The 26,511-nt window shown below is 34.9% G+C and carries 22 protein-coding genes; all 22 read left to right on the top strand.

Annotated elements, in window-relative coordinates:
- The first annotated feature begins 1 nt into the window (after nucleotide 1).
- The 22 genes from BLV84_RS10460 (at nucleotide 2) to BLV84_RS10355 (ending at nucleotide 26,466) form a co-directional block, all read left to right on the top strand.
- A complete protein-coding gene (locus BLV84_RS10460) occupies nucleotides 2–583 on the top strand; it encodes a c-type cytochrome (protein ID WP_093244828.1) in 582 nt (193 codons plus the stop codon).
- A 25-nt stretch (nucleotides 584–608) separates the two neighbouring features.
- Nucleotides 609–1,907 (top strand): quinol:cytochrome C oxidoreductase, encoded by a 1,299-nt coding sequence (locus BLV84_RS10455; protein WP_093244823.1) that lies wholly within the window; start codon nucleotides 609–611, stop codon nucleotides 1,905–1,907.
- 27 nt (nucleotides 1,908–1,934) lie between these two features.
- Nucleotides 1,935–2,999, top strand: coding sequence for a cytochrome c oxidase subunit II (locus BLV84_RS10450; protein WP_093244819.1), 1,065 nt, complete (start codon nucleotides 1,935–1,937; stop codon nucleotides 2,997–2,999).
- Nucleotides 3,000–3,008: 9 nt separating this feature from the next.
- Nucleotides 3,009–4,832: a cytochrome c oxidase subunit I gene (locus BLV84_RS10445; RefSeq protein ID WP_093244814.1), complete on the top strand. Its 1,824-nt coding sequence runs from the start codon at nucleotides 3,009–3,011 to the stop codon at nucleotides 4,830–4,832.
- Between the two features lie 103 nt (nucleotides 4,833–4,935).
- A complete protein-coding gene (ruvB, locus tag BLV84_RS10440; RefSeq protein ID WP_093244809.1) occupies nucleotides 4,936–5,958 on the top strand; it encodes a Holliday junction branch migration DNA helicase RuvB in 1,023 nt (340 codons plus the stop codon).
- A 9-nt stretch (nucleotides 5,959–5,967) separates the two neighbouring features.
- Nucleotides 5,968–6,894: a tRNA epoxyqueuosine(34) reductase QueG gene (queG, locus tag BLV84_RS10435; protein ID WP_093244804.1), complete on the top strand. Its 927-nt coding sequence runs from the start codon at nucleotides 5,968–5,970 to the stop codon at nucleotides 6,892–6,894.
- A 91-nt stretch (nucleotides 6,895–6,985) separates the two neighbouring features.
- Nucleotides 6,986–9,274, top strand: coding sequence for an NADP-dependent malic enzyme (locus BLV84_RS10430; RefSeq protein WP_093244799.1), 2,289 nt, complete (start codon nucleotides 6,986–6,988; stop codon nucleotides 9,272–9,274).
- A 52-nt stretch (nucleotides 9,275–9,326) separates the two neighbouring features.
- Nucleotides 9,327–9,905, top strand: coding sequence for a Holliday junction branch migration protein RuvA (gene ruvA, locus BLV84_RS10425; protein ID WP_093244794.1), 579 nt, complete (start codon nucleotides 9,327–9,329; stop codon nucleotides 9,903–9,905).
- 5 nt (nucleotides 9,906–9,910) lie between these two features.
- Complete coding sequence (gene sov, locus BLV84_RS10420; RefSeq protein ID WP_234953139.1) at nucleotides 9,911–17,146, top strand: T9SS outer membrane translocon Sov/SprA; 7,236 nt, start codon at nucleotides 9,911–9,913, stop codon at nucleotides 17,144–17,146.
- Nucleotides 17,147–17,165: 19 nt separating this feature from the next.
- Nucleotides 17,166–17,543 carry a glycine cleavage system protein GcvH gene (gene gcvH / locus BLV84_RS10415; RefSeq protein ID WP_093244787.1) on the top strand — a complete coding sequence of 126 codons (378 nt, stop codon included), beginning with the start codon at nucleotides 17,166–17,168 and terminating at the stop codon, nucleotides 17,541–17,543.
- A gap of 19 nt (nucleotides 17,544–17,562) precedes the next feature.
- Nucleotides 17,563–17,916, top strand: coding sequence for a VanZ family protein (locus tag BLV84_RS10410; protein ID WP_234953138.1), 354 nt, complete (start codon nucleotides 17,563–17,565; stop codon nucleotides 17,914–17,916).
- A gap of 54 nt (nucleotides 17,917–17,970) precedes the next feature.
- Nucleotides 17,971–18,693, top strand: coding sequence for an energy transducer TonB (locus tag BLV84_RS10405; protein WP_093244777.1), 723 nt, complete (start codon nucleotides 17,971–17,973; stop codon nucleotides 18,691–18,693).
- 131 nt (nucleotides 18,694–18,824) lie between these two features.
- On the top strand, nucleotides 18,825–20,897 hold the full coding sequence (locus tag BLV84_RS10400) for a gliding motility protein RemB (protein ID WP_093244772.1): 2,073 nt from the start codon (nucleotides 18,825–18,827) through the stop codon (nucleotides 20,895–20,897).
- 103 nt (nucleotides 20,898–21,000) lie between these two features.
- Nucleotides 21,001–21,906 carry a heme o synthase gene (cyoE, locus tag BLV84_RS10395; protein WP_093244767.1) on the top strand — a complete coding sequence of 302 codons (906 nt, stop codon included), beginning with the start codon at nucleotides 21,001–21,003 and terminating at the stop codon, nucleotides 21,904–21,906.
- The gene (locus BLV84_RS10390; RefSeq protein WP_093244763.1) at nucleotides 21,897–22,466 is read left to right on the top strand and encodes a cytochrome c oxidase subunit 3; all 570 of its coding nucleotides are present in this window, start codon (nucleotides 21,897–21,899) and stop codon (nucleotides 22,464–22,466) included. The genes cyoE and BLV84_RS10390 overlap by 10 nt, the downstream gene beginning before the upstream one ends.
- A 43-nt stretch (nucleotides 22,467–22,509) precedes the next feature.
- Nucleotides 22,510–23,493: a cytochrome c oxidase subunit 3 gene (locus BLV84_RS10385; RefSeq protein ID WP_093244758.1), complete on the top strand. Its 984-nt coding sequence runs from the start codon at nucleotides 22,510–22,512 to the stop codon at nucleotides 23,491–23,493.
- A gap of 18 nt (nucleotides 23,494–23,511) precedes the next feature.
- A complete protein-coding gene (locus BLV84_RS10380) occupies nucleotides 23,512–23,889 on the top strand; it encodes a cytochrome C oxidase subunit IV family protein (RefSeq protein ID WP_093244753.1) in 378 nt (125 codons plus the stop codon).
- Nucleotides 23,890–23,966: 77 nt separating this feature from the next.
- A complete protein-coding gene (locus BLV84_RS10375; RefSeq protein ID WP_093244748.1) occupies nucleotides 23,967–24,611 on the top strand; it encodes a hypothetical protein in 645 nt (214 codons plus the stop codon).
- 4 nt (nucleotides 24,612–24,615) lie between these two features.
- Complete coding sequence (locus BLV84_RS10370; protein WP_093244744.1) at nucleotides 24,616–25,290, top strand: SCO family protein; 675 nt, start codon at nucleotides 24,616–24,618, stop codon at nucleotides 25,288–25,290.
- Nucleotides 25,287–25,826 carry a DUF420 domain-containing protein gene (locus BLV84_RS10365; protein ID WP_093244740.1) on the top strand — a complete coding sequence of 180 codons (540 nt, stop codon included), beginning with the start codon at nucleotides 25,287–25,289 and terminating at the stop codon, nucleotides 25,824–25,826. The genes BLV84_RS10370 and BLV84_RS10365 overlap by 4 nt, the downstream gene beginning before the upstream one ends.
- Nucleotides 25,827–25,837: 11 nt before the next feature.
- A complete protein-coding gene (locus BLV84_RS10360) occupies nucleotides 25,838–26,077 on the top strand; it encodes a hypothetical protein (protein WP_093245180.1) in 240 nt (79 codons plus the stop codon).
- Nucleotides 26,078–26,088: 11 nt separating this feature from the next.
- Nucleotides 26,089–26,466, top strand: a complete 378-nt coding sequence (locus tag BLV84_RS10355) for an arsenate reductase family protein (protein WP_093244735.1) — start codon at nucleotides 26,089–26,091, stop codon at nucleotides 26,464–26,466.
- The last annotated feature ends 45 nt before the right edge of the window (nucleotides 26,467–26,511 follow it).

Raw genomic sequence — 26,511 nt, 5'->3', positions numbered from 1 at the left:
GATGAATAAGTTTAACTTCATATTACTAGCAATGTTTGCTTTTACTATTTTTTCATGTGCTGATGAAGATGGAAAAGGCGCGCAGTATTTCCCGAACATGATGTATTCAGATGCTTATGAAACTTATGGAGAATATGAAATTTTCTATGAGGGACAAGAAGCAAAGCTACCTGTAGAAGGATCAATCTCTAGAGGTTGGATGCCTTATGAATACGAGGATAATTTAGATGGTTACGATGCAGCAAAAGCTGAACTTAGAAACCCGATTGCGTATACTGAAGATAATATGCAAAAAGGTACAGAGCTTTTCAATATTTACTGTGCTGTATGTCATGGTGCAGGTGATGGAAAAGGCATCCTAGTCAAAAATGAAAAAATATTAGGTGTTCCTGCTTTTGATGATCAAGGTCGAGCTATAACAGAAGGAAGTGTTTACCATGTCACCAAATATGGTCTTAACACTATGGGTTCTTACGCATCACAACTAAGCCAGAAAGAAATGTGGCAAGTTAACATGTATGTTATGAAGCTTAAAGGCGATTTAGACGGTGTAGAGCAACCTCCATTTGAAAACGAACAATAATTTAGAAACATCAAGATAGATAGTTATGTATAAGATGTCAAAAAACGTACAACTCACTGCTATAATTTTAATGATTGTAGGTGCAGTTGGTTTAATTTATAGCTTTGTAGATACTCCTTCTTCAGTAGAAGAAGTTAAGGAAATGCTAGCTAATGATCATCATGGCGATGAAGCAAATACTGCTAATGCAGCAAATGCAGATCATGTTGATGATCACGATTCTCACGCAGAGCACGTATTAACACAACTGAAAAACAAACCTTGGACAGCAATTTATACGTCAAGCTTGTTTTTCTTCCTACTTGCCTTGGGTGCATTTGCATTTTATGCAATTCAGCACGCTTCACAAGCAGGTTGGTCACCAGTTCTATTCCGAGTTATGGAAGGGGTTTCTCATTACATGCTCCCTGGTGCTGTAATACTAATTGTTATTTTTATATTCTCAGCGTTAAACATGAATCATCTTTTTATATGGATGGATCCTGAGATTGTTGCGAATGATTCAATTATATCGGCTAAAACTGGCTATTTAAATATTCCTTTCTTTTTTATCAGAGCTTTGATTTATATCGGAGGATGGATTTTACTTTCTAGAGTGATTATCAACAACTCAAGAAAATTAGACAACAATCCTGATATTAGATTACACAAGAAGAACTTCAAGCTATCAGCGATATTCTTGGTTTTCTTCATTGTGACTGAATCTATGATGTCTTGGGATTGGATTATGAGTATTGACACACACTGGTTCAGTACTTTATTCGGATGGTATGTATTTGCAAGTATGTTTGTTGCAGGTATTACAGCTATTGCTTTAATTACAATTTACCTAAAGAAATTGGGCTATATGGAGTTTGTTAATGACAGTCATATTCATGATCTAGCTAAATTCATGTTTGGTATGTCTATTTTCTGGACTTACTTATGGTTCTCTCAATTTCTATTGATTTGGTATTCAAATATTCCTGAAGAGATTGTTTATTACGCAGCAAGAATTCAAGATTATAAAATACCATTCTTTGGTATGGTTGCTATCAACTTCTTATTCCCATTGTTGATATTGATGAACTCTGATTTCAAACGAATCAACTGGATCATCGTCTTTAGTGGTATAACAATTTTAGTTGGCCATTATCTTAACTTTTATGTGATGATTGCGCCAGGAACAGTAGGTGAATCATGGTCGATTGGTATTCCAGAAATAAGTTCTGTTTTATTAATCGCAGGATTGTTTATATTTGTGGTCTTTAATGCGCTTGGAAAAGTCAATTTATTGCCTAAAAACAATCCATTCCTTAAAGAAAGTAAAAATTACCATTACTAAAAAAACAAAGAATTAAATTAATAACAAATGACGACATTACTTATAATCATAGTTATCGCACTCTTAGGGATTACCTTTTGGCAATTATCCAAAATTGTCAAATTGTCAAAACCCTCAGACAGTAATGATACTGAAATAGCAGATAACAAAGACAATAAGAACCAAGCTCAATTAATGCTCGCCTTTACTGTTTTCCTTTACGGATTGATGTTTTATTCATTCTGGGAATATGGTAAATTATTATTACCTGATTCAGCATCTGAACACGGTCACACATTCGACCAATTGATGCTTATATCAATGGGATTACTGATTTTCGTACAAATGATTACGCAGTTCCTACTTCATTGGTTTGCTTATAAATATCACGGTAAAAAAGGTAGAAAAGCATTATTCTATGCAGATAATGATAAGTTAGAATTCATCTGGACAATTATTCCAGTTATTGCGTTAGCAGGATTAATTATTTATGGGTTATTCAGCTGGAACGATATCATGAATTTAGAAGAAACAGATGAGACGCTAGTTGTTGAAATCTATGCTTACCAGTTTGACTGGAGAGCAAGATACGCTGGTAATGATAAGACTTTAGGAAAAGCTAACGTCCGTTTTATTGAAGGTGTTAATCAACTTGGCCTTGACGAAAGTGATCCTTATACTGAGGATGATGTTATAGTTAATGAACTACACCTTCCTAAAGGAAGACCTGTCATCTTCAAATTTAGATCTCAAGATGTTCTTCACTCAGCTTACTTCCCTCATTTTAGAGCGCAAATGAACGTTGTTCCAGGTATGATCACTCAGTTTGGCTTTACACCAACATTAACAACTGAAGAAATGCGTCAAACTGATTACATGGTTGACAAAGTTCAAACAATAAATGAAATTAGAGAGGAGAATAGTATTGAGTTAGAAGCTCAAGGCGACATGGCTCTTGAAGAATACGAATTTGATTACTTTCTACTATGTAATAAAATTTGTGGAGCATCACACTATAACATGCAGATGAAAATCGTTGTTGAAGAAGAAGAAGACTTTGATGCATGGATGAGTGAACAACAAACATTTCAAGAATTAACTGCTAAAAAATAATCCTAAAATATGTCAGTAGTTTTACAACATAATGAAAATGGCGGTGCGCATGAAGAACATCATGAGCACAAACAAACGTTTATTGAAAAATATATTTTTAGTTATGATCATAAAATGATCTCTAAACAGTACCTTATTACAGGTCTGATTATGGGGATCATCGGGATCATGATGTCAGTACTTTTTAGAATTCAACTAGCATGGCCAGGAGAATCTTTTTGGATTTTTGATGCCTTATTAGGTAAGTTTTCTAAAGATGGAGTTATGGATCCAAGCATGTATCTCGCATTGGTAACAATTCACGGTACAATCATGGTTTTTTTCGTACTAACAGCAGGTTTGAGCGGTACTTTCAGTAACCTCTTGATACCGTTGCAAATTGGTGCACGAGATATGGCATCAGGGTTCCTTAACATGGTATCATACTGGTTATTTTTTATCTCTTGTACAATCATGTTGAGCTCACTATTTGTTGAAGCTGGTCCAGCATCCGCAGGATGGACAATTTATCCGCCCCTGAGTGCTTTACCACAGGCTATTGGTGGTTCAGGAATGGGTATGACGTTGTGGTTAATTTCAATGGCTTTCTTTATCGCTTCACAAATTATTGCAGGTCTTAACTACATTGTTACTGTTTTAAACTTAAGAACTAAAGGAATGTCTATGACACGCTTACCATTGACAGTCTGGGCTCTTTTTGTCACTGCTATCATTGGTTTAGTTTCCTTCCCTGTTCTTTTATCAGCAGCTTTATTGTTGATTATGGATAGAAGTTTTGGAACTTCATTCTTCTTAAGTGATATTTATATCCAAGGTGAAGTTTTAGCTCACCAAGGAGGTTCACCAGTTTTGTTTGAACACTTATTTTGGTTCTTAGGTCACCCTGAAGTTTACATCGTGATTCTACCAGCCATGGGACTTGTCTCTGAAATCATGGCGACAAATGCCAGAAAACCAATTTTTGGTTATAGAGCTATGATCGCTTCAATCTTAGCAATTGCTTTCTTATCAACAATTGTTTGGGGTCACCATATGTTCGTTTCAGGAATGAATCCATTTTTAGGTTCTGTATTTACATTTACAACATTATTAATTGCTATTCCTTCTGCAGTAAAAGCATTTAACTGGATTACAACCCTCTGGAAAGGTAACTTACAGATGAACCCGGCTATGCTATTTTCAATTGGTTTCGTTTCTACATTTATCACAGGAGGTTTAACAGGAATTATTCTAGGTGACAGTACTTTAGATATCAATGTACATGATACATATTTCGTTGTTGCTCACTTCCACTTAGTGATGGGTATTTCAGCAATTTACGGTTTACTCGCTGGTGTTTATCACTGGTTCCCTAAAATGTTTGGTCGCATGATGAACAAAAACTTAGGTTATGTTCACTTTTGGATCACAGCAATTGCAGCTTATGGGGTTTTCTTCCCTATGCACTTTGTTGGTTTAGCAGGTCTTCCACGTCGTTATTACACAAACACAGCTTTTCCATACTTTGATGATTTAGCTGATGTTAACGTTCTAATCACAGTGTTTGCAATTATTGCAGCAGCAGTACAAGTCGTTTTCTTATGGAACTTCTTTTACTCTATTTTTTATGGTAAAAAAGCTACACAAAACCCATGGAACTCTACGACTCTTGAATGGACAACACCTGTGGAACATATTCACGGAAATTGGCCTGGCGAATTGCCAGTCGTTTACAGATGGCCTTATGATTATTCTAAAATGGATAAAGACGAAAAAGATTACGTGATCGCAGGTCAAGATTTTGTTCCTCAAAACGTTCCTATTCGTGATAATGAAGAAGAAACAATGCACTAAGCAAGATTTTCTTAAAATATATTTCAGCGGGATTTCCTTTTAGGTTTTCCCGCTTTTTTGTCAATGGTTTTGCACGAAACTCTTTTTCGCTATCTTTGTTTTTATGAATGAAAACCTCAATCCAGAAGCCGATCACTTTAACTCAGAAGAGTTTGAATATGAAAGAGCTTTAAGACCCTTAAGTTTTGATGACTTTGCTGGACAATCTCACGTTTTGGAAAACTTACAAGTTTTTGTCAAGGCTGCTAACCTAAGAGGCGAGGCACTTGACCATACTTTATTCCATGGACCTCCTGGTCTCGGGAAAACAACTTTAGCACATATTCTCGCGAAAGAACTTGATGCAAATATCAAAATTACTTCAGGACCAGTCATCGACAAACCTGGCGATTTAGCGGGTTTACTGACTAATCTTGAAGAAAGAGATGTTTTATTCATTGATGAAATACACCGTTTAAGCTCGGTTGTCGAGGAATACCTCTACTCTGCAATGGAAGATTATAAAATCGATATCATGATTGAGTCTGGTCCCAACGCAAGAAGTGTAGAAATCAATCTCAATCCATTTACACTCATTGGCGCGACAACACGTTCAGGATTGCTCACCTCTCCTATGCGAGCACGTTTTGGGATTTCAAACCGTTTGGAATATTACAGCACAGAATTATTAAGCGATATCGTGATTAGAAGTGCACGCATCCTTGATGTCAAAATTTCTCAGCAAGCGGCTATAGAAATTGCAGGAAGAAGTCGTGGCACCCCACGTATCGCCAATTCTTTATTAAGAAGAGTGAGAGATTTTGCTCAAATAAAAGGAAATGGAAATATTGATTTAGAAATATCAAAATATAGCCTCAAAGCACTTAACGTTGATGCACATGGCCTTGATGATATGGATAATAAAATATTGAACACCATTATTGATAAATTTAAAGGTGGCCCTGTTGGTTTAGGAACTATTTCAACTGCAGTTGGTGAAAATGCAGAAACCATTGAAGAAGTTTACGAACCTTTTTTAATACAAAAAGGATTCATCAACCGAACTCCACGCGGTAGGGAGGTCACTGAATTAGCTTATAAACACTTAAATAAAAACAAACCGACACAACAAAGTGGTTTATTTTAATTTTTTTAGATGAATTTAAATGCTGAAAAACATAGCCAACTCATCAAGAAGAAAGCCGAAAAATATGGTTTCATTTCATGTGGTATCAGCAAAGCAGAATTTTTAGAAGAAGAAGCTCCAAGACTAGAAAATTGGTTAAATAATAATGCTAATGGCAAAATGCAGTATATGGAAAATCATTTCGATAAACGTCTTGATCCTTCCGAACTAGTTGAGGGAGCAAAAAGTGTCGTCTCTCTTCTCTACAATTATTTCCCAGAAGAAAATCAAAAAGAAAACACATTTAAAGTGAGCAAATACGCTTACGGACAAGATTACCATCATGTAATCAAAAAGAAATTGAGAATGATGATGGAAGAGCTCAATGAAGAAATTGGAGAAATTAACGGACGTGTGTTTGTTGATTCTGCTCCTGTTCTTGAAAAAGCTTGGGCAGCTAAAAGCGGGTTGGGTTGGATTGGAAAGCATTCAAATCTACTTACCAAGCAAAGAGGCTCTTTCTATTTCATTTCAGAATTGATTATTGATTTGCCACTCGCTTATGATACGCCAGTAACAGACCATTGCGGCTCATGCACGAAATGTATAGATGCATGCCCAACTCAAGCAATTACGCCTTATCAAGTTGACGGAAGTAAATGCATATCATACCTAACGATTGAGTTAAAAGAAGAAATCCCGTCAGACTTTAAAAACAAATTTGAAGATTGGATGTTTGGCTGTGACATCTGTCAAGACGTTTGCCCTTGGAATCGTTTCAGTAAACCACATAATGAACCTCTCTTCAATCCGCATCCTGATCTTCTAGACTACAAAAAAGAAGATTGGACAGAAATCACCAAAGATGTCTTCAATGAGATTTTCAGAAAATCTGCTGTCAAAAGAACAAAATATGAGGGCTTAAAGCGTAATATTAATTATATCTTAAAAGACTGAACATCTCACTAATTCCAACTACATTAGAGAGAATTATATTGTATTTTTGTAAGTCTAAAAAACTGAAATTTTCAGTTAATTATTCTAAATTATGAGCAAAGAAAGCAAAAGACGTGAAGCATTAGTTTATCACGCAAAACCTAAACCTGGCAAAATTGAAGTTATACCTACTAAAAAATATGCTACACAGCGCGACCTTGGTCTCGCTTATTCGCCAGGAGTTGCAGAGCCTTGCAAAGAAATAGAAAAAGACAAAAACAACGCCTATAAATATACGAACAAAAGTAACCTTGTCGCAGTAATCTCAAACGGAACAGCCGTTTTAGGTCTCGGTGATATTGGCCCTGAAGCTTCTAAACCCGTGATGGAAGGAAAAGGCCTTTTGTTTAAAATCTTTGCAGATATCGATGTCTTCGACATTGAAGTTGATACCAAAGATCCAGAAACTTTTATTGAAACCGTCAAAAACATTGCTAACACCTTTGGAGGTATTAATCTAGAAGACATCAAAGCACCTGAAGCTTTTGAAATCGAAAAAAGATTAAAAGAAGAGTTAGATATTCCTGTCATGCATGACGATCAACACGGAACCGCTATTATTTCAGCAGCTGCACTGATTAATGCTGTTGAAATTGCAGGCAAAAAAATGGAAGATGTCAGAATCGTTGTCAGTGGAGCTGGCGCAGCAGCGGTCTCTTGTACAAAGCTATACAAATCCTTTGGTGCAAAATCTGAAAACATTGTCATGCTAGACAGTAAAGGTGTGATTAGAAAAGACAGAGATCATCTAACACCTGAAAAGGAATATTTCGCAACTGGCAGAAACATTCATACCATTGAAGATGCAATGAAGGGTGCCGATGTATTTGTTGGTCTCTCCATTGCTGATATTGTCTCGCCAGAAATGCTTTTAAGCATGTCGGACAATCCTATTGTTTTTGCGATGGCAAATCCTAATCCAGAAATCGACTACGAACTTGCCGTCAAAACAAGAAAGGATTTGATTATGGCAACTGGTCGAACAGACTTTCCTAACCAAGTTAATAATGTTCTTGGATTTCCATTCTTATTCAGAGGTGCTTTAGATGTTAGAGCGAGTAAGATTAATGAAGAAATGAAAATGGCTGCAGTGCGTGCTTTAGCAGATTTAGCGAAGGAACCTGTCCCAGAACAAGTCAATATTGCTTACTCTGAAACACGCTTAAATTTTGGAAGAGATTATATCATTCCAAAACCATTTGATCCAAGATTAATAGCAAAAATCCCTCCAGCAGTTGCTAAAGCTGCAATCGAATCTGGTGTTGCAAAAATCCCTATTACAGATTGGCAAGCATATGAAGATGAGTTAAACGACCGTATGGGAAGTGAAGATAAAATCACCCGTTTATTAATGACAACGGCAAAAAGAAATCCTAAACGTATTGTTTACGCAGAAGCTGACCATCTCGATGTTTTAAAAGCTGCTCAAATTGTTCATGACGAAGGCATTGGCATCCCTATTTTATTAGGCCGTAAGGATGTCATTATCGAACTGATGAAAGAGATTGATTTTGAAGCAGATAACATTGAAATTATCGACCCTAAAGATGACAGTCAGAAAAAAACAAGAGATGAATACGCTGAATTTTTATGGAACAAAAAAGCTAGAAAAGGCATCACTTATTATGATGCAACAAAACTATTAAGAGAAAGAAATTATTTTGCAACCGTTATGCTTGAAAAAGGTGACGCTGATGTAATGCTTTCCGGTTATTCAAGAGCTTATCCTTCTGTTTTAAAACCTATATTACAAATTATCGGTAAAGAGAAAGGCGTCAAAAAGGTTGCAGCAACCAATGTTTTAAACACAGCAAAAGGTCCAATTTTTATCAGTGATACATCTATTAATATCGATCCAACTGCTGAAGAACTTGCCAATATTTCGATCATGACTTCGATGGCCGTTAAGATGTTTGGCATTCAACCGATTATCGCTATGGCATCTTATTCAAACTTTGGTTCTTCAACAGATCCAAATGCGGCTAAAGTGAAGGAAGCCATTTCAATTTTACACAAAAATAATCCTGAAATTATTATTGATGGAGAGTTGCAAGTTGACTTTGCCTTAAACAGAAAAATGAGAAACGAAAAATTTCCTTTCTCTAAACTTAAAAATATGAAAGTCAACACTTTGATTTATCCTAATTTGGATGCTGCAAATGGTACTTATAAATTAATTAAGGAGCTCAACAATACAGACTCAATTGGTCCAATTTTGATGGGACTAAAAAAACCAGCTCACATTTTCCAACTCGGAGCAAGTGTTGATGAAATGGTTAACATGTCGGCTGTAGGTGTTGTTGACGCCCAACTTAAAGAGAAAAAGAAAACGAACGAATAAATTTAAGATAGATTTATTTTATTACATTTGGGCTTCTTAAAATCATCTTAAAATGATTACCCAAATTGTAGGAAAATTAATAGAGAAAAATCCGACAAACATTGTTATTGATTGCCAAGGAATTGGATATGAAATCAATGTTTCGTTACATACTTTTTCTCAAATAAAAAACGAAGAACATATTAAAGTATATACGCATCTTCATGTTAAAGAAGATGCGCATACTTTATATGGCTTCATGGATAAAGAAGAACGTGAAGTTTTTCGAAAACTTATTAGTGTTTCAGGCATAGGGACTAGCACGGCTCGCATAATGTTATCATCATTATCACCTTCACAAGTGATTGACGCCATATCAAGCGAAGATGCAGACACAATACAAAGCGTTAAAGGAATTGGTAAAAAAACAGCTCAGCGTGTTATCATTGATCTCAAAGATAAAATGGACTTATCTAACGATGTTAAAAAAATCCCAAATTCAAACAATACACACAAGAAAGAAGCGTTATCTGCTTTAGAAACTCTCGGATATAATAGAAAAAAATCTGAAAAGATTGTCAGCAAAATTATCGCTGATGAGCCTTCTGTTACTTTAGAGAATATTATTAAAACCGCCTTGAAAAAACTATAGTTCATTTGGAGTCACTGCTAAGTCATAAATTTTCAGCTTTCTGCATCGTATTTACATGTTTACTCTTTGGTACAACAGAAACTTTTGGTCAAACGGAACAAGACAGCACCAAAACAGGTTATAGTTTTGGACAGATCTTTATGGATGATCCATCAAGTATTGCAAAAAAATACAAATACGATCCAATTTTAGACAAATATATTTACACCGAAAAAATAGGCGAAGTCAGTATTAAATATCCGCTGGTTTTAACGCGTGAAGAATACCATGATTTAATCATGGAGCAGCAGCTCAAAGCTTACTTCAAACAAAAGTCTGATGCCGCTAGCGGTAGAAATGAAGAAAATCAGAAGAATTTAATTCCGATTTTTTATGTCAATAATTCTTTCTTTCAAAGTGTTTTTGGAGGTAATAGAATTGAAGTCATTCCAAGAGGTTCAGTTGCAATTGATTTAGGAATTCTTTATTCAAAACAAGACAACCCTTCTATATCGCCTAGAAATCAAAGCAATGTCACTTTTGATTTTGATCAACGCATCAGCGTTGGGCTTCAAGCCTTTGTTGGTGAACGATTAACTGTAAACGCGGAATACGACACAGAATCAACTTTTGATTTTCAAAACCAAATCAAACTTGAATACACTCCAACAGAAGATGATATCGTTCGTAAAATTGAAGTTGGTAACGTTAATATGCCAATTAATAGTTCTTTGATTGAAGGTGCTCAAAGTTTGTTTGGTGTAAAAACAGAACTTCAGTTTGGTAAAACAACAATTACTGGTGTTTTCTCAGAGCTAAACTCAGAGCGTCAAAGCGTTCAAGTCGAAGGCGGTGCAACGGTTAGAGATTTTGATAAATTCATTTTAGATTATGATGAGAATAGACACTTCTTCTTATCGCAATACTTTCGTGATCAATATGATGATGCTTTAAAAAATTATCCATTTGTCAATAGTAAATTTCAAATCACAAGAGTTCAAGTTTGGGTGACAAATAGATCAAACAATTCAAATGATTATTCGAATGCCAGAAGCATTGTCGCTTTGCAAGATGTTGGAGAATCAGATCCTGAGAAATTAGGTTTATTTATTGATAACCAAGGAAATCAAACCGCTCCCCCTGTCCCTAACTTCATCAATAATCCAAACGCAAGACCGCATAACACAAATAACGATTTTAACCCTTTTGGCATTGGCTCTGGAAATTCCATTTTAACGAATGCCATTCGAGATATTTCAACTGTCAACCAAGGTTTTGGTGCTGCTAATTCTGCTGTTTCCGAAGGTCGTGACTATGCTGTTTTAGAAAACGCAAGAGAATTAAGACAAAATGAATACACGCTTTACCCTCAGCTTGGTTATATTTCTTTAAACCAACGTTTATCAAACGACGAGATTTTAGGTATCGCTTTTGAATATAAAACAACAGATGGTAAAGTTTTTCAAGTTGGTGAGTTTGCAAATGGCGGACCAGATGCAACTGAAACCACTGAAAATCCTAATGTTCCTGGTGAACAAATCGCTCAAAATCAAAATTTAATTGTTAAGCTTCTTAAAAGTCCAATTACAAATGTGAACGAACCTGTTTGGGATTTGATGATGAAAAACTTTTATTATTTAGGGACAAATCAATTAGAAGAAGATGGCTTTAGGTTTAATATTTTATACAAAGATCCTGAACCGGTCAACTTTATTGAAGCTGCGCCAAACTCATCTGTTCCTTTGCCATCTGATGTTGAAGATGAAAATTTATTAAAGGTCTTTCAGTTAGATCAATTAAATGCTAACAACGACCCGATTAACGGTGGTGATGGCTTTTTTGATTTTGTACCAGGAATTACGATTGATCCAGATAAAGGCTTAATTAAATTTACACAAGTTGAACCTTTTGGTGAATATCTTTTTGAAAAGTTAGACAATTCACCAAACACAGGAAGTGAAGATTATAGCGATCCTGTGACTTATAACGACAACCAAAAGAAATATGTTTTTAGAAGTTTATATAAAACAACTAAAACGCAAGCAAAACAAGAAGGCACTGATAAAAATAAATTCCAATTAAAAGGACGTTATAAATCCTCAGGTGCTAACGGCATCCCGATCGGTTCATTTAACGTTCCGCGAGGTTCTGTTAAAGTGACTGCGGGCGGAAGAGAATTACAAGAAGGTGTTGATTATACTGTTGATTACGAGTTGAGCCGTGTGAATATTCTTGATGAAGCCTTACTCGCTTCCAACACACCCATTAATATTTCAACTGAAAACAATGCTGTCTTTGGAAGACAAACAAAACGCTTTACAGGAATTGACGTTCAACACAGATTTAGTGATGATTTACAATTTGGCGCAACATTTTTAAATTTAAGTGAAAAACCAATCACTCAAAAATCAGATTATAATTCAGAAGCGATAAACAACTCCATCTACGGATTTAATTTAAAATACGACACTGAAGTTCCTTTCTTTACTAGGCTTGTTAATAAGCTTCCTAACATTGATACAGATGTTGAGTCTAGATTTTCTTTTAGAGGAGAATTTGCTTACCTCAAACCTGGCTCACCAAAAGCAAGTGAATTTGGAGGAGAAGCAACTTCATATATCGACGATTTCGAAGGATCTCAAACTTCAATTTCAGTACTTAATCCAGATTCATGGAGTTTATCAAGTATTCCTGTTGGATTTAGAGGTCCAAATGATGTTAACGGCACTTACGATGTCAATGATGATATTAGCATCAACAATTACAGAGCAAAATTAAATTGGTACACTATTGACCCGATTTTCTACAGCTCTCAAAGACCAAGCGGACTAACGGATCAAGATTTATCCCAATATTACTCAAGACGAATTTTGATCAATGAACTATTCCCAAACACAGATTTAGTGCCTGGTCAAATTCAAACAATTTACTCTTTGGATTTATCTTACGATCCAAATGAGCGCGGGATGTATAACTACAATCCAGCTGCTGCTAACGATAACCAATTGCCGAATGCCAAGCAGAATTTCGGTGGAATTATGCGGGGTTTACAAACAACAGACTTTGAACGTGCTAATGTTGAATTTGTTGAGTTTTGGGTAATGGATCCATTTATCTATGATGACAATGTCACAAATAATGGCGGTAAAGTTGTTCTTAACTTTGGTAGTATTTCTGAAGATATTTTAAAAGATGGTCGCAAGCAATTTGAAAACGGTTTACCAGAAGACGGAGGCTTATCAAATACCTTAACAACCAATTTTGGTAAAGTCCCTAGTAATCAATCTTTGGTTTATGCTTTTGACACAGAAGGACAACAAAGAGCCAATCAAGATGTTGGTTTAGATGGACTAAGTAACGCACAAGAAGCTGAAAAATTCCCTGCTTTTGCTGGTTTTGAAGATCCTTCAAACGACGATTATATCTACTACCTTAACTCAGAAGGTGGCATTCTTGATCGTTATGCGAAATATAACGGCTTGGAAGGCAACAATCCTGTTGATGTTTCTGAAAATAACAGAGGAAATTCATCTTTTCCAGATGTAGAAGATGTTAACAGAGACAACACGATGAACACGATAGATAGCTATTTCGAATATGAAGTTCCTATTTATCCTAACATGAGTGTTCAAAACAATACAAGCTCAAGTGCTGGCATTGATCGTGATTATATTACAGACGTTAGAGAAACCAATGTAACTTTAGAAAATGGGAACCAAATGCCAGTCCGTTGGGTACAATTTAGAGTCCCTTTAAAAACTGATTCCAAATATTCAGTCGGCGGCATATCTGATTTAAGATCAATCCGTTTTATGCGTTTGTTTATGACAGATTTTGAAGAACAGACAATTTTAAGATTTGGTAGTTTGGACCTAGTGAGAGGTGATTATTTAACTTACAACCAACCTATCAGACCTGATGGTAATGATCCAGAAACAAGTACAACAACACAATTTAGTTCTGAATCTGTTTCAGAAGAAACAACATCAGCTTATGTAACTCCTCCTGGTGTTTACCGCGAAGAATTAGTTAACAACAACACGACAATAAGAGAAGATGAAAAGTCTATTTCTTTAAATGTCAAAAACCTAGAGTCTAAAGATTCTCGTGGCGTTTATAAGAATTATCAAATTGATATGCGACAGTACGAAAAGCTTGAAATGTTTTTACATGCTGAATCATATCCTGCCCCAAATCCACAATTACAAGATGATGAAATGGTCGCTTTCATCAGGATGGGAATCGACTTCACTGACAACTATTACCAAATTGAAGTCCCTTTAAAAGTGAGCTCTCCAGGCGATTTAACACCAAGAGGCGTTTGGCCAGCTGAGAATGATTTAGAGTTGAGTCTAGATGTTTTACAACGTATAAAGTCATTAGTCCTTAATGATGATAATTACAGTAGCCTTGACCTAAATTATTTCACTGAAGAGCTATCTCCAGCTCCAAATAGCCTACCAGGCGAAATGCGTATTGGTATCAAAGGAAATCCTAGTTTTGGTAATGTCAGAGTGATGATGTTAGGTTTAACAAACAGCTCTAACCAAAATATTTCAGGTAAAGTTTGGTTTAATGAAATGCGCTTATCTGGTTTAAAAAATGAAGGTGGTTGGGCTGCCGTTGCAAACATGGACACCAATTTTGCTGACTTTGCAAACATATCAGCAACTGGTCGAAGAAGTACGTCAGGTTTTGGCGGTATTGAAGATGGTCCAAACCAACGTAGTCAAGAAGATATGCAACAATATGATGTTGTGACAGGTATTAATGTCGGTCAACTTCTTCCTCAAGATTGGGGTGTTCGTATTCCATTTTCTTATAGTCGAGGTGAAGAATTAATCACGCCTAAATATGATCCGGTTTATGATGATTTAGAACTTGATAACATTCTAGACACAGCACCAGACAGTGAGACCAGAGACCAAATCAAAGAACGTGCGGAAACATATACACGCCGCCAAAGTGTAAGTGTTATTGGCTTAAGGAAAGATAGAGTTGGCCAAGAAGAAAGTACGCCAATGCCTTACGATATTGAAAACTTTGCTTTCTCAGGAACTTATAATCAAATTGATCATAGAGATTTTGAAATAGAAAAATCAAAAGATCAATCCCTGAATGTTGGCTTAACTTACGAATATCAAGTTGAACCATATAAAGTTGAGCCTTTTAAAAATATTGAATTATTAAAAAGTCCGTATTTTGATTTATTAACAGATTTCAATATCAATTTATTACCAACATCACTTTCTGCAAGCTCAACTTTTAACAGGCAGTATAACGAAATGAAATTGAGAAATCTCAACTTGCCTCCAGGAAGCATAGGAACGCCAAAATTATATCAGCGTAATTATTTCTATGACTGGGAATACAGTATTGAACATAAATTAACTGATGCTTTAAATTTTAATTTCAATTCTTCAACAAATAGAATTGTTAGAAATTATATTGACGAAAATAACAATCAAGATAATTCAGTTGGCATTTGGGATGATTTTATCAACTTCGGCGAACCAAACAGACATTATCAGCGTTTACAAGTTAATTACACTTTACCTTTAGAAAAACTTCCTTTTTTAAGCTTCTTAAAAGCGCAGTATTCATATTCAGGAGATTTTATGTGGGAAAAAGGATCTGAAGTTTTAAGAAATCTTGAAGACATTCCAGATTTAGGAAACACCGTTCAAAACTCTGCTCAGCACAACATCAATGCAAACTTGACGATGAGCAGATTTTATAACTACATCGGCTTAACTAAGAAACGAGCAAATAGCCAGGCCAACAATGGTAGACAGCAAATGAGCAGAAGAAGAGGCGGCTCTGATCTTGCAGCTCAAACGCTACAAAAAGAAGAAGCGCCTTCAGGAAACTCAAGTGAATTATCAACAGGAGATAAAGCATTAAATACCTTAATAGGAATTGTGACAGCACTTGACCGCGTGCAAGTTAATTACTCAAACACAAAAGGAATCTTTTTACCAGGTTACCTTAACAGCATAGGTTTTGGAGGAACTTTAAAACCTTCTGCAGCTTTCACATTTGGTGGGCAAAGCGACATAAGAGAACGCGCTGCACGCAAAGGTTGGCTAACAATGTATCAAGACTTTAATGAGGAATATACACGAACGAAAAACACACAGTTAGATATACAGGCAGGCATCAAACTTTTACCAGGATTAACGTTGGACTTAACTGCAAACCGTATGTATTCTGATACCTATGCGGAAAATTACAATATTGATCAACTAACAGGTGAGTATAGATCTGTGACGCCAAATACATTTGGTAACTTCAACATTTCTACAAATATGATCAAGACAGCTTTTAAAGAAAGCTCAAGAGATCAATCACAAACTTTTGAAGATTTTAGAAGTAACAGACTTGTCATTGCAAATCGATTAGCTTCAAATGCTGGCATTAATATCAATGATCCGTCAAATATTGACGAAAACGGTTATCCTAAAGGCTTTGGGCGCTCAAGTCAAGATGTGTTACTACCTGCGTTCCTTGCTGCATATACTGGAAAAGATGCAGGAAGTGTAAAGCTTGGAGCTTTTAGAGATACGCCTCTACCAAATTGGAATTTGAAATACTCAGGCTTAATGCGTCTGAACTGGTTCAAAGAAAGGTTTACTAGGTTTTCATTACAACATGCTTACTCATCATCCTACACGATCAATCAATTTCAAAGTAACTTGAACTTTAACAGAATTGATCCTTACGGGCAATTTAATAAAAATCAAAAAGGAAATTTCAACAGTGAATACATCATTTCAAACATCAACTTAATAGAAGAATTTACACCTTTATTAAAGGTCGATTTTGAAATGAAAAACTCAGTTAGTATTTTAGCTGAATATCGAAAAGACAGAGCTTTATCATTGAGTTTTAATAACAGCCTTTTAACAGAAATGTTAGGGGAAGAGTATATCTTTGGGGTTGGTTATCGCATCAAAGATTTGAAGATTGTAACTCAATTTGAAGGTAACAGACGCGTTTTAAGCAGTGATTTAAAATTAAACGCAAATCTATCTTTAAGAAAAAATGAAACAATCATCAGATCATTAGATGTTGTAAATAACAGAACGACTGCAGGACAAGACATTTGGTCAATAGATTTTGAAGCAGAATATGCTTTCACAAAAAACTTAACTGCGATTTTCTTTTATGATCATATCTTTTCGAAAAATGCGATCTCCACAATTTATCCACAAACAACGATTAGAAGTGGATTTACATTGAGATACAACTTTGGAAACTAATAATTAAACAAATATAAAGATGAAATTACCTGAAGATTTAAAATACACAAAAGACCACGAATGGGTCAAGATTGAAGGTGACGTAGCAACAATAGGCATAACGGATTTCGCTCAAAGCGAACTAGGTGACATTGTCTATGTAGAAGTTGAAACAGTAGACGAAGAGCTTGATAAAGAAGAAGTATTTGGAACTGTTGAAGCTGTTAAAACTGTTTCTGACTTATTTTTACCATTTGATGGCGAAATCATTGAATTCAATGAAGAGCTTGAAGATGAACCAGAATTAGTCAACGAAGATCCTTATGGCAAAGGTTGGATGATTAAGGCTAAAATAAAAGATACTGAACAACTTAATGACCTTATCGATGCAGCAGCTTATAAAGCTCATATCGAATAAGTGGCTAAGTCTATGCTTGTTGATTCTGATAGCAAGTGCAATTCCTGCTCTATCACTTATTAATATTAGTGATTTACCTAAGCTAAAAGTCAAATCAGCAGATAAACTTTATCATCTCATTGCCTATGCCTCATTGAGCTTTAGTGTGGCACTGCATTATAGAAATTACAGAGAAAAAAATATATCGTTAAAAGATTTTAGCGGTATATTTTTTTTAACAATACTTTTTGGCATTGTTATTGAAGTCCTTCAAGAGAGCTTGACTACCTATAGAACTTTTGATTATTATGATATTGCAGCAAATACTTTAGGATCATTTATCGGTCTTGTTATTACAAGTGCTTTGTTACAATTTTTAAAAATTAATAAGTAAAGTCATTGATAGTCTTTTGAAAATTTATACTTTAGTAATCTTTAAAAATTAATTATGGAACCTAAAAAGAATCCAAAAAAAGATTTGAATAAAAAGAGCTTTCTTTTTTTTCAAATTGGTCTTGCGCTTATGCTTGGGTTAACTTTGTTCCTTATCGAATGGAAAACATACGATAAAGAACAGATAGACACAGGTAAAGTTAATTTGGACATGCTTGAAGAAGAAGATGTCCCTATTACTGATATTAAAGCCCCACCTCCGCCACCACCACCACCACCACCGCCGCCAGCACCCGAAGTTATTGAGGTTGTTGACAACGAAGAAGATGTTGAAGAGGTCGTGATTGAATCAACAGATACTGACCAAGACGAAATTGTTGAGGTTGAAGAAGTTGAAGAGGTTGAAGAAGAAATCGGAGATGTATCTTTTGCTGTTATTGAAAATGTACCGATTTTCCCTGGCTGTGAGAAATACACGACCAATGAAGAACGCAAGAAATGTATGAGTAAAAAGATTTCTGAGTTTGTTGGTAAAGAATTCGACACTGGCCTTGGTGAAGACTTAGGTTTAAGTGGAGTTAATAAAGTTTACGTACAATTTAAAATCAGTAAATCTGGTGAAATTGTTGATGTAAGAGCGCGTAACCCTCACCCAAGATTACAACGAGAAGGTGAGCGTGTTATTAATAAATTACCTAAAATGAAACCTGGTGAGCAACGAGGTCAAAAAGTAGGTGTTCTTTACTCGCTTCCTATTACTTTCCAAATTAGAGATTAAACTCTTATATTATAAAAATATTAAAGCTCGAATCAGTTGATTCGAGCTTTTTTTATGCATCATAAATTCAACTCGCAAATAACTGCTAAAATTAGCTTTTTGCTATCTTTGCCACCTAATCGTTCAATTTTATGAAGTCTCACTCCTTCCTGATTTTATTTTTGTTATTAAGTTTTACTGTTAAGGCACAATCTGAATTAGAAACTTACCCTGTTTTTGAAGAATGTAAAAACTCAGAACAACAGAATAATTGTTTTAAAAGTCAACTTATTAATCATCTTGCAGAAAGCTATAATCATCCAGATTCTTTGGATGAATCTGAAAGTGTTGCCAGAGTTTTATTTGAAGTTGATACAATTGGAAAGTTTAATGTGATTTACATCAACGCGATAGATCAAAAAATCAAGAGTGAAATACAAAAAAGCTTTGACTCATTACCAAAAATAAAACCTGCAACTTATAACGGTGAAGCGCGTTTTATTAGATTCACGATTCCTCTTTCTATTCCAATTTATAATACGGAGGAGATTAATATAAATGAGACTAAAATTTTAGAGGAAAAGAAAAAAAATCCACTTCAAGAAGAATATGATCAACTGAAAAATCAACAGTTTAATGACGACCAATTCAACAGTTATCTCAATATCCCTTTATCTCATGAGGTTTATAATCGTTTTGATAAAGAATTAAACCGAATTGGCACAAACACGCATACATCATCAAAACCTTATTCTTACAAAGACATCAAACCTTATTATAATTTTGAAAAAGAAGTCAATGATTTAAGGTTTGACAAAAAAACATGGCTCGGTAAAAAGTTTTTTAACGAAGATTTAGTCACAATTAAAGGAGAAGATTATTGGTTAACTTTTAATATTGCCGCAGATCTTCAATTAGGAAAAGACACAGAATCTGATGAGAGCTATACTTATAATAACACAAGAGCTGCATACATACAAGGACAATTAGGCAAGAAATTTAATTTCTTTACAGCAATTTACGAAAGTCAAGCAAGATTTGCTGACTATTACAATGCTTATGCCGAATCGATAAAACCTGTTGGCGGAAACCCAGCAACCATTCCTTCAAGAGGGATCGCTAAAAGATTTAATGAAAACGCTTACGATTATCCAATCGCTGAAGGCTATATCAGTTATAAACCTAGCAAGTATTTCAAACTTCAATTAGGTCATGGTCAAAATTTTATAGGTGACGGACATAGATCACTTTTCATAAGTGATAATGCCAGTATTCATCCATATTTTAAAATAGAAACAAATATTTGGAAACTTAAATACACAAATACTTGGAGATCATTGAGAGATACAAGAGATGAGGTCACTGATAATGGATCATACCGAACAAAATACATGGCGACACACCATCTCAGTTACAACATTACAAAAAGGTTAAATATAGGACTGTTTGAATCTGTTATTTGGCAAAATGATAATGACAGAGGCTTTGATTTCAACTACATCAATCCTGTCATATTTTATCACATGATTGAATTTTCAACAGGATCTAAAGGCGGAAACGCTTTAATAGGTCTAAGTTATAAGTATAAATGGACTGATAACATTAATTCTTATGGTCAGTTAATAATTGACGAGTTTGCGACAAGTGATATTTTTGGAGGACAAAATAGCTGGAGAAATAAACTAGGTTTCCAACTCGGAGTTAAATACTTTGACGCCTTTAAAGTCAAAGATTTAAATTTACAACTTGAGTATAATGAAGTTAGGCCTTACACTTATTCTCATTACACAGGCGTTTTAAACTACGGCCATAATGGTCAATCATTAGCCCATCAATGGGGCGCTAATTTTAGAGAGTTTATTGCAATTGCAAGATATCGAAAAGACCGTTGGTTTGGTCATGCAAAATTCATTGCAGGGACAAGAGGTTTAGAAAAAAACGATGATCTTGATCCTTTTTATGGAGGTAATATTTATGGAAATGAGCGTGACAGAATTAAGGATAATAACATTAAAATTGGGTACGGCAATAAAGTCAAACAATTGTTTGGTGAACTTGAAGTTGGCTACTTAATCAATCCAAAAACAAACCTTAAGCTTTACACACGCATTATTCATAGAAGTTTTAAACCAGAAGAAACAACCGCAACGGTGTTTGAAGACAACACAACTTGGTTTAATTTTGGGTTTAGAACAGACTTGTTCAATTGGTATTATAATTACTAAACAACATCATCAGCATTCTACTTTGAACATCAGATAATATTAACTTTCGTCAAAGTTCAAAATCTATTTTTTTCGCTGTATCTTTGCACAAAAATCCAAAAAGTTGTCTAAAACCACAGCTGAAAATTATACGACTCCAAGCATTTTTGATGATTTTAAATCGCTCACAAAAGTCAGACTTGCATTAAGCGTTGTTTTTTCATCCATCGCAGGTTATCTGCTTGGCGTTGAACATATTGATTATTTCCACATCCTATTGCTAGCTATTGGAGGCTACGCTATGGTTGGTGCTTCTAATACTTTCAATCAAATTATTGAAAAAGATTTAGATGCTAAAATGCAACGAACACAAAATCGACCTATTCCATCTGGGAGAGTTTCAAAGCAAAATGCATTTATACTCGCCTCAGTTATGACGATTTTAGGTGTTTACCTCCTATTCATCATCAATCCGATTACGGCGATGTTTGGTGCCATATCAATATTTCTTTACACAAGTGTTTACACACCATTAAAGACCTTAACGCCATTATCAGTTTTTGCAGGAGCCCTACCGGGCGCAATACCATTTATGTTAGGTTGGGTTGCAGCAAGCGGAGAGTTTGGCATAGAACCAGGGATTTTATTTATGATTCAGTTTTTTTGGCAATTCCCTCATTTCTGGGCTTTAGGCTGGTGGCTATATGATGATTATAAAAAAGGTGGTTTCTTTATGCTTCCAACAGGTAAACGCGATAAAGGAACGGCAATTCAGATTATTCTTTATACAATCTGGACAATTATCGCTTCTTTAATTCCTGTTCTTCAAATTACTGGAGATTTTATGATCTCTCCTATTTCGGCAATAATTATTTTGGCTTTGGGTATTTTTATGCTTTACAGAGCTATTCAACTTTATAAAACACGTGAAACAAAAGCTGCAAAAGCATTGATGCTGGCGAGTGTTTCATACATTTCTTTTATTCAAATTGTTTACGTTTTAGATAAATATATTAGACTATGGGTATAGATAATACAAGTAAAGCTCGTGCAAGAAAAATGATGCTTTGGTTTGGCATCATCAGTATGGTGATGATGTTTGCAGGCTTAACAAGCTCTTATGTGGTTAGTAAAACACGCCCGGATTGGTTAACTGATTATGATTTACCTTCTGTGTTTTTATACAGTACAATTGCAATTGTCATCAGTAGTTTTACATTTCACTTTGCCAAAAAACAAATTTTAAGCGGAAATAGACAGGCAGCAAATCTATTGATGATTATCACTTTCATTTTAGGGAGTTTGTTTGTCATCATGCAATTTATGGGATTTGATGAAATCATCAAAGATGGTTTCCGTTTTACAGGTGGCGCTAGTAATGTTCGCGTTTCATTTGTTTACATTATTATTGTCACACACTTAGTTCACCTCTTTGCAGGCTTAATTGTTTTACTGGTTGTAATTTATAATCATTTTAGAAAGAAGTACTCAAAAGGAAACATGTTAGGCTTCAGTCTAGGCTTAACTTTTTGGCATTTTGTGGACATTTTGTGGATATATCTCTTTTTGTTTTTATATTTCTTTAAATAAATAGATTTTTGTCTATTTTTGCAGACAACAAACATCTTATTATATGGAATCTACTACTGTTGCACAAACAGGAACTGAAGGTAAGGCTTGGGGTGGCGGCACACCTCCTTTAAAAGCAAGCTATGGAAAGTTGATGATGTGGTTTTTCATCCTTTCCGATGCATTAACCTTTACAGGCTTCTTATCTGGTTACGGTTTGTCTCGTTTCAAATTTATTGAAGAATGGCCAATTGCCGATGAAGTGTTTAATCACTTCCCTTTCTTACACGGTGTTGATGCGCCGATGTATTATGTCGCATTAATGACGTTTATACTTATTTTCTCTTCTGTTACAATGGTTTTAGCCGTTGATGCTGGACACCACATGAACAAGAAAAAAGTAACGACTTATATGGCATTAACCATATTAGGTGGTTTAATTTTCTTAGGCTCACAAGCTTGGGAATGGAAAAACTTTATCAGTGGAACTTACGGAGCTATTGAAACAAAATCTGGTCAAATATTACAGTTTGTCAACAGCGATGGACATCAAATAGCCATTGCAGATTTTGCAAAAGCTTCTGAGAGAAGTGAGGCTGTACATGAAGGAAGTAACGGAATTTGGTATGCTTCTGGTAATGACCAACCAAGTTACACTTTAGATGAAATCAAAGCTGGTTTTACAGACAACACTGATCTCTCTATCAGAACAATGCAGATTAACGAAAACGGCGAAAAAACAATACTTGATCGTGCTGAGGCAGAAAAATACCTAAGCGAAAGAGCCGTAAGAGTTGTTGAGGGTGCAAACCTAACACGCAATGAATACGGACCACCTCTGTTTGCAGATTTCTTTTTCTTCATTACAGGCTTTCACGGTTTCCACGTTTCAATTGGTATAATGCTACTCATTGTTACATTCTTTAATGTATTAGTCGGAACTTACGAAAAAAGAGGTTCTTATGAAATGGTAGAAAAAGTAGGACTCTACTGGCACTTTGTCGACTTAGTTTGGGTCTTTGTCTTTACGTTCTTCTACCTCGTTTAATATTATAAATTAATTATCATGTCAGCAGAAACTACGACTACTGAAAATAAAAAGAAAAGCTCTGGAGCTATCAAGAGAATTTGGCAAGTATTTGTCATCCTTTCTGTCTTAACGATTGTAGAGGTTGTTTTAGGAATCATAAAACCAGATTTTTTAGTGAATACTGATATTGTCAATATGCACTTACTCAACTGGATCTTTATCATCCTAACAATTTTTAAAGCTTACTATATTACATGGGCATTCATGCACATGGAGCATGAAACATCAGGATTAAGAAGATCTGTTGTTTGGACAGGCGTATTCCTTATCTCATACATTATCGCAATTCTATTAATTGAAGGATATTATATTTATGATGTCTTCGTGAATGGTTTTATAACTTGGGATTTCTAAATCTAAATAAAGGTTAAAAACTCATAGAAAAGGCGGTTGATATCAACCGCCTTTTCTATTTTTGTAAAAAATTTAAAATGGACAAAAAGAAAATTGTTCTGATCATACTTTTTGTGCTACCTATTACAGCTTACATGTTTTTCTCAAGTGCTGTTAATGAATTTGCACGACTTCCTATTATCAAAAAAGATCTTGGTATTTCAAGCACGATCAAATCTGATTCTGTTAACCTAAAAGATAAAATAACTTTGTTAACATTCTTTGGTCACGACTTTGAAACGACAAAGGTTTTCGCCTTTAATATGAAAGAGAAAATTTACGACAAAAATCATGAGTTTAAGGATTTTCAAGTTGTAACAATCATCAGTCCAGATCAAGAACAATATATTGATCAATTTAAGTACGAAATCAATTCCACCTCTTCTGATGCAAAATTCTGGAAATTCATCAGTCTGACTGATGCAGAAATCAAATCAGTTTTTAATGAACTTGGTAATAAAATTAAATTAAGCGATGAGCTTTCTTCAAAGCATTGCTTTATTATTGACAAAGACGTTAACTTAAGAGGACGCCTTAAGGATGAAGATGAAGGCTTAAAATACGCCTATGATATGAGTAATATTGCAGAAGTGAATGACAAACTTAACGATGATGTCAAAATACTTTTAGCTGAATATAGACTCGAATTGAAAAAATATAAAGAAAAACAAAAAGAAGATTAATCAAATGAAGAAGTATTCTTACGTTGGCATATCGCTGGTTGTACTCATTTTCGGAATTTGGGTTGTTAACGAATATAACTCAAGAAATGAAAGTGAAGAATTAGGCTATATTGTTGTAAATGGAGAAAAAAAGAAAGTCCCACATTTTGAATTTATTAATCAAGACAAAAAAACAATCACTAATGCAGACTTTAAGGATAAAGTTTATGTTGTCGAATTTTTCTTTGTGAACTGTCCTTCCATTTGCCCAATTATGACATCAAACCTTGTTGAAGTCCAAAACGAGTTTTATGGAAATATGGATTTCGGAATTGCTTCTATCACCATAAATCCTGAGTTTGACACGCCAGAAGTTCTTAAGGAATATGCGGAAGAATATAAAATTAAACATGCCAACTGGCATTTGCTCACTGGAGATCAAGATGAAATTTATAATTTGTCTAATAAAGGCTTTAATATTTACGCTGCTGAAGATGAAAATGCACCAGGTGGTTTTGAGCATTCTGGATACTTCGCACTTGTTGACCAAGAAGGATATATCCGATCCAGACAAGATGAGTTTGGCAATCCGATTATTTTCTATAGAGGATCAGTTCCGCATGACGAAAAAAATCCTTTAGAGGGTGAAGAACCTCAAATTGATATTCTTATCAAAGACATCAAATCACTTTTAGAATGAAAACAAAGATCTCCAAGTTTGACAAGTACGCTGTCCCGACAATTATCACGCTATCCATTTTAGTTCCCATCATTGTACTTATATTGATGTATCTCCCTGAACGCTCAAATTTATTAGGTGTTGATGTTGGTACATTCCCTTTTTTCCATGCAATTATTAACGCTTTGACTGCGCTTCTTTTAATCATCGGTTATCGTATGATTTTAAAACAAAAAAGAAAGCAACATCAGTTTTTCATGATGACTGCTTTTGCACTTTCAGTTGTTTTCTTGGTGAGTTATGTTATTTCAAAAATCAGTAATGATCCAGTCCCTTATGGTGGAGAGGGCTTGCTAAAAGGAATTTATTTCTTTATCTTAATAACGCATATCATTTTGTCAGCGATTATCGTTCCGTTAGTATTGTTTACAATATATCGAGCGATAAGTGGTAACTTTGAAAAACATAAAAAAATTGCACGTTGGACATTTCCTATTTGGTTATACGTGGCAATCACTGGTGTTTTAGTTTATCTTTTTATGTATCCTTATTATTAAAATTAAAAATGATGAAAACGAATTCTTTAAAAATAATCTTTAGCGTTATTTTCCTCTTGTCAATTGTTATTGAGGCTGATGCTCAATGTTCCATGTGTCGAGCTGTTTTAGAAACAGACACAGACCAAAGTGCTGCCAAAGGCATCAATAACGGAATTGTTTACTTAATGGCCTTCCCTTACCTACTAGTTGGAGGCGTTTTTTATGCCGTTTATAGAAGTCGTCGTCAAAAAAAACAAGAAGCTGAATAACTCTCTTTCCTATGAAAAAAGTATTTTATTTATCAACTTGTGACACGTGTAAACGCATTATGAATGATCTCGATCTTCCTGAAGATATGCTCATACAAGATTTAAAGAAAGAGCCTATTTCTTTAGATGATCTTTCACATTTAAGAAACTTCACAGCCTCTTATGAGGATTTGCTTAACAAAAGAGCGAGAATTTATAAAGAATTAGACCTCAAGAATAAGTCAGTTTCAGAAGAAGAGCTTAAAGAATTAATCGCTGAACATTACACTTTACTCAAACGCCCAGTTTTTATAGATGGTGAAAATGTTTTTATTGGCAACGCTAAAAAAACAAAAGACGGTATCCCCCCGACCAACTACATCTTTGCTAGTTCATCTATTTTTTTATAATTCTGCGGGTAGAGGTCTTTTAAATTTTTGTGGTTGATGGATTGG

The organism is Psychroflexus halocasei, assembly GCF_900107595.1.
GTDB lineage: Bacteria > Bacteroidota > Bacteroidia > Flavobacteriales > Flavobacteriaceae > Psychroflexus > Psychroflexus halocasei.
Note: the sequence above shows the minus strand (reverse complement) of the source record. Positions and strands in the feature narration are given on the sequence as shown.